Source organism: Segatella maculosa OT 289 (genome assembly GCF_000243015.1).
GTDB classification, from domain to species: domain Bacteria; phylum Bacteroidota; class Bacteroidia; order Bacteroidales; family Bacteroidaceae; genus Prevotella; species Prevotella maculosa.
The window spans coordinates 108373-119929 of record NZ_JH594505.1; the positions used below are offsets into that span (position 1 = coordinate 108373).

The 11557-nt window shown below is 52.8% G+C and carries 7 protein-coding genes and 2 tRNA genes; 8 read left to right on the forward strand and 1 reads right to left on the reverse strand.

The window, feature by feature from the left end:
- Positions 1 to 8: 8 nt before the first annotated feature.
- The 8 genes from HMPREF9944_RS08735 to HMPREF9944_RS08770 all read left to right on the forward strand — a co-directional run bounded on the left by HMPREF9944_RS08735 (position 9) and on the right by HMPREF9944_RS08770 (position 9198).
- The gene (locus HMPREF9944_RS08735) at positions 9 to 1619 is read left to right on the forward strand and encodes a RagB/SusD family nutrient uptake outer membrane protein (RefSeq protein WP_008565824.1); all 1611 of its coding nucleotides are present in this window, start codon (positions 9 to 11) and stop codon (positions 1617 to 1619) included.
- 35 nt (positions 1620 to 1654) lie between these two features.
- Complete coding sequence (locus HMPREF9944_RS08740) at positions 1655 to 2863, forward strand: SusF/SusE family outer membrane protein (RefSeq protein WP_008565825.1); 1209 nt, start codon at positions 1655 to 1657, stop codon at positions 2861 to 2863.
- A gap of 62 nt (positions 2864 to 2925) precedes the next feature.
- A complete protein-coding gene (locus HMPREF9944_RS08745; RefSeq protein WP_044113565.1) occupies positions 2926 to 4047 on the forward strand; it encodes a DUF5115 domain-containing protein in 1122 nt (373 codons plus the stop codon).
- A 690-nt stretch (positions 4048 to 4737) separates the two neighbouring features.
- Positions 4738 to 4810, forward strand: a tRNA-Gly gene (locus HMPREF9944_RS08750).
- A 23-nt stretch (positions 4811 to 4833) separates the two neighbouring features.
- A tRNA-Leu gene (locus HMPREF9944_RS08755) sits at positions 4834 to 4919 on the forward strand.
- A gap of 26 nt (positions 4920 to 4945) precedes the next feature.
- The gene (locus tag HMPREF9944_RS08760; RefSeq protein WP_008565829.1) at positions 4946 to 6619 is read left to right on the forward strand and encodes a tetratricopeptide repeat protein; all 1674 of its coding nucleotides are present in this window, start codon (positions 4946 to 4948) and stop codon (positions 6617 to 6619) included.
- Positions 6616 to 7608 carry a DUF4369 domain-containing protein gene (locus tag HMPREF9944_RS08765; RefSeq protein WP_008565830.1) on the forward strand — a complete coding sequence of 331 codons (993 nt, stop codon included), beginning with the start codon at positions 6616 to 6618 and terminating at the stop codon, positions 7606 to 7608. The genes HMPREF9944_RS08760 and HMPREF9944_RS08765 overlap by 4 nt, the downstream gene beginning before the upstream one ends.
- Before the next feature lie 48 nt (positions 7609 to 7656).
- The gene (locus HMPREF9944_RS08770) at positions 7657 to 9198 is read left to right on the forward strand and encodes a YifB family Mg chelatase-like AAA ATPase (protein WP_008565831.1); all 1542 of its coding nucleotides are present in this window, start codon (positions 7657 to 7659) and stop codon (positions 9196 to 9198) included.
- A 611-nt stretch (positions 9199 to 9809) separates the two neighbouring features.
- Here HMPREF9944_RS08770 and HMPREF9944_RS08775 read toward each other — a convergent pair.
- Positions 9810 to 11456 carry a glycoside hydrolase family 43 protein gene (locus tag HMPREF9944_RS08775; protein ID WP_008565832.1) on the reverse strand — a complete coding sequence of 549 codons (1647 nt, stop codon included), beginning with the start codon at positions 11454 to 11456 and terminating at the stop codon, positions 9810 to 9812.
- Positions 11457 to 11557: the final 101 nt, after the last annotated feature.

Consider the following 11557-nt stretch of genomic DNA (forward strand, 5'->3'; position numbering starts at 1 on the left):
ATAAAGTCATGAATAAATATCTTAAACATATCATTCCCTCGGCAATCCTGTTGCTTTCGTCAGGGATAACGGTCTCTTGTGTGGGCGATTTGGACGTTACTCCCATCGATCCCAACGTCAAACCGGAAGTGAGTGCAGCCGCACTTTTCAATAAATGTTATGCAAATCTCGGTGTTGCAGGGAATGGCGGAGCCAACGGAGACTGTGATATCGACGGCTTAGATGGCGGTACCACCGGGTTTATCCGGCAGATGTGGAACTCCAACGAACTGACGACCGACGAGGCAATGTGCCACTGGAGCGATGCCGGTGTCGAGCAATTCGACTATAATACCTATGATGCCAGCCACCCGATGCTCAATGGTTACTTCGCACGTTTAACCACCGGAATCACCTATTGCAACGACTATCTGGCCAAAGAAAGCGATTATAATGCTGCCATGACAGCCGAAATACGCTTTGTCCGCGCCTTGGAATACTATCTGTTGATGGATGCTTTCGGGAATATTCCATTTGCCGAAACCCTCACAACGCCTACGATGAAGACGCGTGCAGAGGCTTACGACTGGATAGTCAAGGAACTTCTTGCCATCGAACCGGCCCTTTCGGCCGCACAACCCAAGAAGTCTTCCGACGCTAACTACGGGCGGGTTGACAAGGCTGCAGCGTGGATGCTGCTCGCACGGCTATACTTGAACGCTCAAGTTTACACCGGAACGCCGCAATGGGCCAAGGCTGCCGAGTATGCAAAGAAGGTGATGGACTCTCCTTATCGGCTCAACACAGTCGGCAAAAATGGCTGGAGTGCCTATCAAATGCTGTTCATGGGCGACAATGGAGAGACCGATGCAGCCTATGAAAGCATCTTCTCTGTCCTGCAAGACGGTCTGACCACCACCTCATGGGGCACGACAACCTTCCTGACGGCGTCTGCTTTCGATGACAATATGCACGCCAATCCCCACGACGCAAGTGCTGTTAACGGACTGAGCGGACAGAACTGGGGTGGCAATCGCTGCCGTACTGACTTGCTGAAACGCTTCTTTCCCAACAACGATGCACCCAATTTGGCCTGCACAGACATGCCAGCTGCGGCCCATGATGACCGTGCCATCTTCGACGGAAAGGACAGAACGCTCGACAACGGAAAGGGAGTTAACGGCAAATTCACTGATGGTTTCGCCACAGCCAAGTTCGTTAACTTCAAGACCGACGGCTCCGCTGGCCACGATTTGACCTTCTCCGACGCCGATTTCTTCTTCTTCAGAAAGGCCGAAGCCTATCTTATTTATGCTGAGGCAACAGCTCGCAGCAACGGAAACCGACTGACTCCTGACGGTATTGCAGCCGTGAACACCCTGCGTGCACGTGCCAATGCCGAGACAAAGACAAGCTACACGCTCTCCGATTTGTGCGACGAATGGAGCCGGGAGTTCTACTTCGAAGGTATCCGCAGGCCCACTTTGATTCGCTTCGGACGCTTCGGTGGCGACGTAAACTACAACTGGAGCTACAAAGGAGGCATCAAAGAGGGACGCAATTTCCCTGCAAGCAAGAACATATTTGCCATTCCTTCGGCCTATGTAAAGGGTGCTATCAAACAGAACCCCGACTATTAAATGTCATGATTGAATAGGAATAAAACGACAGAACAATGAAAAATATCATAAAATCTTCAGTCTTGTTGTTGTTCAGCCTGCTGGCTTTGGCCGCATGCAGCGACGACCGTGACTCGAATCCCACGGTACAATCGCCGACAACATTCAGTTTGAACACGCCTGTCTACGCGTCTTCAACCATCGATTTGGCCTCGTCTTCGGCCATCAACTTCTCGTGGTCGCAGCCCGATTACGGTTTCCCTGCCGTGGCAAACTACCAGATTGAGTTCTCATTGAACAACTCTTGGAAGGTTTCCACCACGAAGGCACGGGCCGATAAGAGCGGAAAAACGATTGCAGACTACACGACTATCGAAGATGTTTATAACATTTGCAAGGCCCAAGTGAATGCCGCAAAGATTGCACGGGGCCTTGAAATGATTGCAAGATGGGAAGAGGGGAAAGTCCCCGCCACCCAAAAAGTCTATGCACGCTGCGTGGCTTCGTATGCCGGAGACACCATTTCGTCGAACGTTGTTACCCTCACCGTCGCTCCATATTACGTGGAAGTGAAAGACCATGCACCCGTTTTGTGGTACATGACGGGTAATTGTATCGCCAACGGAAAATGGGGAAATAGCGAAGATGCAGTCGGTGTGTCGATGATTCCACTGCTTCCTCTGGCCGGAGAAGAGTATGATGTGAACACAGGAACAGGCACTATAGGCTACACAGGCTACTTCCCTGCAAACGCAGAATTCAAGATTATCGAGAAACTTGGCAGCTGGGACAAAGGCATTTGCAGCGATGGTTCACCGTTAGGTACCAAATATCGTGACGGAGGAAGCGACCCTGGGAACATCAAGATTGACCAAGCAGGTTACTATTCCATCACGTTGAACACCAAAACCCACGCGTGCACGATTAAGAAACTCACCGCAACGACGATGCCTCTTTATGCAAAGATGGCCATGCCGGGCAGCTATCAGCCGGGCAGCGGCTGGGATCCGACGGCCAATTTTATGAGGAAATGCACCACGGCCGCAGGTGTTGAGAACCACGATTGGACGGCAACCGTCACACTGGACACTGGCCATCAGCTGCAATTTGCAGCCAACGGGGCACTGACCGACACGTGGAGTGCGAGCGACTTCCCCTATGGAACGGGCGTGAAAGGCGGCACCGCACGTATCACGGTCATCGAACCGGGCAAATATACCGTATTCTTCAACGATATCACCGGGCAATATTATTTCTTGAAGTAAGTTTTATCAAACGTCGGGGGAGGGCAACCTTTGCCGCTTCCCCGGCCAAATAGCATCCGAATATGAAAAAAACATTTGTCTTGATGGGGCTGGCCGTGACTGCACTGACGGCTTGTTCCGACGATTATACCGACTGGGCTGCACCGCAGTCCAACCCGCAAGAGCCCGCAAGAACGGTCTCGTTTGCTGCCACTGCGGCTGCCGCTATCGACTATAACAGCGTAAAGAGCGACTCCGTTCAGCTGTTCAAGCCCTCCATAACGGCCTCTTCTGCACAGAAATCCCGCGGCTATCAGAGCCGCAACCAAGAGTTCAAGCCTTCCATAACGGCCTCTTCTGCCGTTGCTGTTCAGCGTTTGGCGGCCACTATTCACAATGCCGCAAAGACCAAACAGCGCGTGATTGAGGCCAATGCCGCGGGCAAAGTGAGTGCCAATGACCTGAAAACCGCCGTCATCGCCCTGTATGGTAAGAGCGATGTTGTGCGCGATGTGCCCGTCACGGTGGCCGATACTATCCGCGTAGCCGAGGGAGAAAGCTTCACGAAAACGGCCGACATCACCTGTAAAATCAATCTGGTGAAGAACGCATTCCCTGAATTCTTCTATGAAATCGGGGCCGAAAGCGGTTGGAACACGGCGCATGCGCTGCGCGGTCCCGACTTCGATGGCAACTTTGAAGGCTATGCTTATCTCAACGGAGCATTCAAATTCCGTCCCAATACAGCCAATAACAGCAACGACCTTGAGTATGTTTCGCCCGGCAAGATTGCTGATAATGCGTCGGGAATAAGCTGCCCCAACCCCGGAGCTGGGTTCTACAAGATGAACATTGTGCTGGAGAAAGGCGCGAAAAAAGGCACATATTCGCTCACGAAAATCAACACGGTGTCGCTCATCGGCGACTTCAGTAACGACGGATGGAGCACGGATATCGACCTTACTTACAATGTTTCGACCGGTGTTTGGGAGCGCGATAACGTGCAACTTGGCAAGAGTGGTGCGCTGAAACTGCGGGCCAACCACGATTGGAGCCTCTCTTGGGGCGGCAATGACAGCCCAGAAGCGTTTGATGACTTGACGTCCAACAACGGTAAAAACCTCAATGTTGCGGCCGGAACCTACAAAGTTCAGCTCACCCTTTCCTATGAAGGAGCCTGCAAAGTGGTTTTCACGAAGAAATAACCACGGCTCGATAAGCCGTTAAACCAAGCTTAAACGGTCCTCGGAACCACTTTCCGAGGACCGTTTTGCATAGATAAAAGTAGGGACGTACGGCTCGTGCGTCCGCCCATGTTATGGTTCCCAGTTGACAAGTAAACAGGTTTGACAAGTTAATTGTTGTGCAGTATGTAGGGACGCACGGCTCGTGCGTCCGCTCCAATGCCCTGTTTCCCGGTCGATTGTCTTCCACTCGTCCCCTTGTTCACTCATCTTACGTGTCAACCGTGTTGAGCGGACGCACGGTTCGTGCGTCCCTACTTTCCAATCTCAGCCATATTGTACGGTAAAATGGGTGAGATTGGACGCTAAAATGGGCCATATTGCGCGACAATAGGGCTGAGATTGGAAAGCTGGGTGCAAGTAGTTGATTTTCAATAGCTCTTGAATGGGATTGAAAAGCGGACTGTTTACAATCGTTTACTGCCCACTTGTCCACTCGTAACCCCGCCTGCTTGTCAACCATGTTGAGCGGACGTACGAGCCGTGCGTCTCTACATTTCCAACACATGCCACCCGTTTTTGCGGAATACATCACTTCGTTTGGCGGGAAATATCCATGACAACGGCTCCTTTTGACATTTTTTCAAGAATAAAAGAACCCAAATGTTTGGTTGTTCGGATATTTACTTTTACCTTTGCATCACATGCTTTGCGGGAATAGCTCAGTTGGTAGAGCACGACCTTGCCAAGGTCGGGGTCGCGGGTCCGAGTCCCGTTTTCCGCTCATTTCAATCATTTAGCACCCAAGCCGCAATGGTGGAATTGGTAGACACGAGGGACTTAAAATCCCTTGGCCAGTAATGGCTGTGCGGGTTCGAGTCCCGCTCGCGGCACATTTCCTTTAATTTAATTCACATTTATGCGCACAAATCACATTCTTACGCTATTCGGTTGCTCGTTGTTTCTGATGACATCGTGCTCGAAATTAGGCAAACTGTCTGCCGATAACTTTTCCGTTACGCCCAATCCGCTTGAGGTGACCGGCGGAAAGGTCACGGCTACCGTCGAAGGTCAGTTCCCCGAGAAATACATGAACAAGAAAGCCACGGTTACCGTGGTGCCCGAACTCCACTATGCGGGCGGACAAGTGGCCAAGGGACAGCCCATGACCTTCCAAGGTGAAAAGGTTATGGGCAACAACAAGACCATTTCCTATCGTCTCGGTGGCCGTTATACGATGAAGACCACGTTCGATTACGTGCCCGCAATGCAGAAGAGCGACATGTATCTGGCCTTCGACGCCTATCTCGGTAAGTCGAAAGTCGAGGTGCCCGCGGTCAAAGTGGCTACGGGAGTGATTGCCACTGCCGAGCTTTATCGCGAGGCTATCCGGCATGAAGGAGCTTGTTTGGCCCTCGATTCGTTCCAAAGAGTGATCGACAAGAAGCAAGAAGCCAACGTGAAGTTCCTCATCAACCAAGCCAATCTGCGCAGCAGCGAACTCAAAAACAACAGTGTGCAGGAGTTCGTCAGCATGCTCAAGCGCATCAATGCCGACCGCGAAAAGCTGGCTATCAAGAATGTTGAGGTGCAAGCCTACGCTTCTCCGGAAGGCGGTTTCGCCTTTAATGACAAGTTGGCCGGCAAGCGTCAGGACGTCAGTGAGGGCTATGTGAAACAGCAACTCAAGGGAACAAAGCTCAAAACCGACATCGATGCCCACTATACGGCACAGGACTGGGAAGGCTTTATGAAGCTGGTTAAGGCCAGCAACATTCAGGATAAGGATGTTATCCTGCGTGTATTGTCGATGTATAAAGACCCGCAGGAGCGCGAACAGCAAATCCGTAACATGAGCGAAGCCTTCCGTGAGTTGGCTGATGGCATTCTTCCGGAACTCCGTCGCAGCCGTCTGATCATCAATTATCAGGTAGTTGGTCGCAGCGATGAGCAGATCCAGCAGCAGTATGCAGCCGATCCTGCGAAGCTGAGTCTTGAAGAATTGCTCTATGCAGCATCGCTCACGAACGACGTAAAGGCCAAGAAAGGCATCTATCAGAAGGCAACCGAGCTTTATAACAAGGACTATCGGGCCTACAACAACCTTGCCGCATTGGCACTGAACCAAGGCGATGAGGCCACGGCCAACACCTATTTGGAAAAGGCTTTGCGGGTCAATCGCAAGGCACCCGAGGCTTATGCCAACAAAGCTTACATCTTCTTGACTCACGGACAGGTTGACAAAGCCGAGCATGCATTGGCAGATGCCACCGAAGCTAACGGCTTTGATGAGATCCTTGGCAACTTGAATATCGCCCGAGGCAACTATGCCAACGCCACGGACGAGCTTTATAACAACAACAACAGTGCGGCCTTGGCACAGCTGCTCAACAAGAACTACGTGGCTGCGGAGCAGACATTGAAGGCCATCAAGGCCCCCAATGCACTCACGCTTTACCTCTTTGCCGTGCTCAATGCCCGGCAGGGAAAGAACGATGCAGCCGCAACCTATCTGAAAGATGCACTGCGCAAGGACCCGTCTTTGGCCGAATATGCCAAGAACGACCTTGAATTTGCCAAGGTAAATCGATGAAGAAACTCTGTTTACTGCTACTCACGCTGATTTTAGTTGCTTGTGGTACCGACCGTCATCACTTCGAAATAGACGGTAGACTCACGAACTTAAATCAGGGTGAGTTTTATGTTTACAGCCCGGATGGGGGCATCGAAGGCTTGGATACTATTAAAGTGGAGGGCGGACGCTTCTCTTATGAAATCCCATGTGAGCGGGAATGCCTGCTCGTGGTGGTCTTTCCGAACTTCTCCGAACAGCCCGTTTTTGCTCAACCCGGCAAATCTATCGATATCAAGGGAGACGCTTCGCATCTGAAAGAGCTTGAAATCACGGGCAGTGATGACAACGAACTGATGACGAAGTTCCGTCATGCGATAGCCAATGCCTCGCCTCCGGAGATTGAAAAGCATGTGGGTTTGTTCGTTTCCGACCATGCCGAGTCGCCCGTCGGCCCCTATTTGGTCAGCAAATACCTGCTGCGTAAACCGCAACCCGACTACAAACAAGCTTATCGTTTGCTCCTTTCTCTGCAGTCTCATCAGCCACGCAACGCCTATCTGAACCGGCTTTTGGTTCAGACAAAGCCCTTGACGGAGGCCTCATTCGGCACACTTCCCGCATTCACGGCTACCGATGTCAACGGCAAGCACGTCTCTTCGGCCTCGCTTTCCTCGGCTCCCGTGGCCGTTATCTACACGTGGGCTACGTGGAGTTATGAAAGTATCGAACTGCAACAACGCCTGAACGACCGCTCTAACAGTGCCGACGGAAAGCCCCAAGTGCTGGGGATTTGCCTCGATGCCGACCGCAAAGAGTGCCTGAAAGGGCTCGAGAACCGAGGCATCGACTGGGCTATCGTCTGCGACGAAAGGCTCTTCGAGAGTCCGTTGGTGCGCAAGTTGGGTCTTACGGCCGTGCCCGATAACCTGCTTTTGCAGCACGGACGCGTCGTGGCCCGCGGCCTTTCGACCGACGACCTGATGAACCGATTGGAGAAGATGCACTGAAAATGGACTGCTTCCCGACCTGAAAAACAACCTTAAACCACGAATACCATGCTCGTAAAAACCTATTGTGCCGCCGTAAACGGACTCGAAGTGACCACCATTACCATTGAGGTAAGCATGAATCCCGGCGTGGTTTACCACCTCACGGGACTGGGGGACAAAGCCGTACAAGAGGGACGTGACCGCATTGCCGCAGCCCTTTTGTACTGCGGTTACAAGTTTCCGAAGGCCGATATCACCGTGAACATGGCACCGGCCGACCTGAAAAAGGAGGGCAGCAGCTTTGACCTTCCGTTGGCAATTGCCCTGCTTTCTGCCGGAGGAAGCATACAGGCAGACGGTCTTGACCGCTATATGATGGTCGGAGAGCTGGGGCTTGACGGTCGGTTGCAGCCCGTCAAAGGCGCCCTTCCCATTGCCATCAAGGCGCGGGCCGAGCGTTTCAAGGGGCTGATTGTGCCGAAAGACAACGTCAGAGAGGCGGCCGTGGTGAACAATCTCGAGGTCTATGGCATGGAAAGCATCGTCGATGTCATCAAGTTCCTCACGGGAACGGAGGCCTTTGCACCCGTGGTTATCGATACGCGAAAGGAGTTTTACGAGCAGCAGACACTGTTCGACTTCGACTTCAGCGATGTCCGAGGGCAGGAAAACGTGAAGCGTGCACTCGAAGTTGCAGCCGCCGGCGGGCATAACCTCATCATGGTGGGACCTCCGGGCAGCGGCAAATCGATGATGGCCAAGCGACTTCCCTCGATACTTCCGCCCCTTTCGCTCTCCGAAAGCCTTGAAACCACCCAGATACACAGCATTGCCGGCAAGTTGGGCACGGGCACTTCGCTCATCAACCAACGCCCTTTCCGCTCGCCGCATCACACGATTTCCGAGGTCGCACTCGTCGGCGGAGGTGCCAATCCTATGCCGGGTGAGATATCATTGGCCCACAACGGCGTGCTCTTCTGCGACGAACTTCCCGAGTTCAACAAGCACACTTTGGAGGTACTTCGGCAGCCGTTGGAAGACAGAAAGATTACAATCAGCCGCGCAAAATACAACATCGAGTTCCCTTGTTCATTCATGTTCGTGGCCAGTATGAACCCTTGTCCGTGCGGATATTACGGCGACCCGACTCACCACTGCGTCTGTACTCCGGGCCAAATCCAGCACTATATGAACAAGATTTCAGGTCCGTTGCTCGACCGTATCGATATTCAATGCGAGATAACCCCCGTACCTTTCAAGGATATCAGCAAGGTTTCGCCGGGCGGACCGAGCGAGGCTATCCGCCAACGTGTCATTCGTGCGCGTGAAATCCAGACCGAACGGTTCCGCAACGTCAAGGCCGTTCACTGCAATGCCCAGATGTCCGAGCGCATGATTCACACGTATGCCGAACCCGATGAGGCCGGTATTGCCATGTTGCGTATGGCCATGGAGCGCCTATCCTTGTCGGCCCGGGCCTACAGTCGCATTCTGAAAGTGGCCCGAACCATTGCAGATTTGGCCGCTTCTCCTGCCGTCACGTCCGACCATTTGGCCGAGGCCATCAGCTATCGTCAGCTGGATAGGGGCGATTGGGCTGAAAGATAGGGACGCTCGGGCTTGCAACAAGCCAACCAAAAGGCAGGAAACACTGCGCCTCCGCGAATGATGTTCATTGCCTTTATATAAGGGTTTGCGAATTATCTTCACGACGAGAAATATTTATCATCATGAAGAGACGAATTTATCATCGTGAAGAGAAATATTTCTCGTCGTGAAGATAATTCGATATGCCTTATATATCGAGGGTGAAAACTACGTTTATCAAGGGCGAGGATTGCGAGAGGAGTTCCGCTTGTCCGTAGCAATCATGTGCAAGGCGCTCATGGTTGGCAAACGGAGGGCCTCATTTCGGTCGGCTCGCTCGCCCAAAAAGGACGGAGGAGACGCACGGTTTGTGCGCCTCCTCCAGTGATATGCCTTGCTTTGGCCCAGCCGACCGCGTATGACTTTGTCACTTGAGCGGCCGATGATGGACGGGACGAGGCTTGCTTGCAATGGTGTTTTGTGGGAAGATGACCGGGTATCGGTTTTGACGGAAGTATAAGTTGTGCACTACGAAAGTATAAGTTGTGCACTACGGAAGTATAAGTTGTGCCCCACGAAAGTATAAGTTGTACTCCACGGAAGTATATTCCGTGCCCGGCGCAGCTTTTTCCTCATCTCATTCGGTAGGCGTCGATGTCCACCCAGCCCCCCTTCTCCTCCGTGGCATAGTTGAAGATGGCGAAACGCGTGCCCATGAAGAAGCGACGATAGTCGAACCGCATCTTGTAGTTGCCACCGACAGGCTGCCATCTTCGGCCGTCGAAGCTGTAGAAGAAGCGGGCCGTGTCGCGACCTTTCACAAAATCGGCCGTCATGCGCAGGTAGATGACGTTTGATTTGACGGGGATTGGCTCTTTGAGCACGAACTTACAATCGATGCCCGTAACGGTTTTGGTGTCTTCACTCAGTTGCACGCTTTCGTCTGTCAGCATAAGGTGCTTTGTCTTGTCCGCACAATAGACCGTGAGCACGCCCGAATCGCCGTTGAAGGCGGCTATCCCTGCCCGGTCGCCCGGCTTCATGTGGCTCACGTCCATGCGAACATAGCCATCGCTCACGGGCCCCATGAGGCGTTGCGACAGCGTGTTCAGCGCTTCATAGAGGTTGTCGACAATGCGACTTGTCTTGAGTCGCAACCACCCCGGCCGTTCGGTCAGCGTCCAAGCCGTGTCGATGGGGTTGTGGTTCCACTGCCAGTCGAGGCTCATTCGGCCGTTGAAGTCGTCGCTGCTCACGATACTTGTGGCGGGATATCCTTGAATGGGCTTGCGCATCACCTTGGGCACGCGTCCTTGTTCATCGCCCAACATGGGCCAACCGTCGCTCCATTGGCAGTCTTCGAGGGTCAGAACGCGACCTATTCCCCCGCGGTCTTGGAAGATTAAACCATACCAACGGCCGTCTTTAGTGTCTATGATTGTGCCCTGACCTACGCCTCCGAAGCCGTCGAAATCGGTCTCCAAGATGACCCGTTTCTCATAAGGACCGTGGATATTCGAGGCCCTGTAGCACACTTCGCGGCGTGGGTGACCCGCTATCCACGAGATCATGAGCAGGTAGTATTGCCCATTGTGCTTCACCATTCGGCTGCCTTCCAAGAGTCCGTTCTCCTCTTTGTCGCGCTCGAAAAGCTTAGCGTGAGAGCCTTCCTTCACGCCTTTGAGGTCGGAAGTCAGCTCGCACAGCTCTCCCGTGGCGTAAATAACGTAGGCACGGCCGTCATCGTCGAAGAAGAGCGAGGCGTCATGGAAGTGGGGGAGGCGTGAAACGAGCGTCCATTTCCTTTCGGGTCGGGTCGCACTATAGATATAGGTGTCGCCTCCGGGATTGTCGTTGGGCGAGAAAAGTGCATAGAACTTTCCGCCATGATACTTGAGCGAAGTGGCCCATTGCCCCCGTCCATAGACGGTACCGTCCTGCATGTCGTACCTTGGAGAATCGGTCAAGCGGTCGAAGATATAGCCAATGGTCTTCCAATTCACAAGGTCTCGCGAGTGCATGATGGGCGCTCCGGGCATCAGGTGCATCGTGGTGGTCACCATATAGAAGTCATCTCCCACGCGAATCACGTCCGGGTCGGGCACGTCGGTCCACAATACGGGGTTCGTGAAGAAGTGTGCCGTGTCGATGGTTTGCGTGGTTTCGGCCTTCATTTTAGGTCGCTTGACGGTCTTGAACGGCCGTTTTTGTGCCCCTGCATGACCCGCCATGCAAGTCAATAGCATGAGGAACACGATGCTTTTGAGGTTATTTTTCATTTGCTTTTTAGGTTTTCAAAGGCAAATATACGGAATTTCTGCCGTCTGACCATGGCTTTTTGTCTCATAATCTTTGCATGGTCTGTCAAGAATTCCCTGTT

What these genes read in the sequence shown, in the direction of transcription:
- HMPREF9944_RS08735 (WP_008565824.1), top strand. Translation starts at nt 9, where the DNA reads ATGAATAAATATCTTAAACATATCATTCCCTCGGCAATCCTGTTGCTT.
- HMPREF9944_RS08740 (WP_008565825.1), top strand. Translation starts at nt 1,655, where the DNA reads ATGAAAAATATCATAAAATCTTCAGTCTTGTTGTTGTTCAGCCTGCTG.
- HMPREF9944_RS08745 (WP_044113565.1), top strand. Translation starts at nt 2,926, where the DNA reads ATGAAAAAAACATTTGTCTTGATGGGGCTGGCCGTGACTGCACTGACG.
- HMPREF9944_RS08760 (WP_008565829.1), top strand. Translation starts at nt 4,946, where the DNA reads ATGCGCACAAATCACATTCTTACGCTATTCGGTTGCTCGTTGTTTCTG.
- HMPREF9944_RS08765 (WP_008565830.1), top strand. Translation starts at nt 6,616, where the DNA reads ATGAAGAAACTCTGTTTACTGCTACTCACGCTGATTTTAGTTGCTTGT.
- HMPREF9944_RS08770 (WP_008565831.1), top strand. Translation starts at nt 7,657, where the DNA reads ATGCTCGTAAAAACCTATTGTGCCGCCGTAAACGGACTCGAAGTGACC.
- HMPREF9944_RS08775 (WP_008565832.1), bottom strand. Translation starts at nt 11,456, where the DNA reads ATGAAAAATAACCTCAAAAGCATCGTGTTCCTCATGCTATTGACTTGC.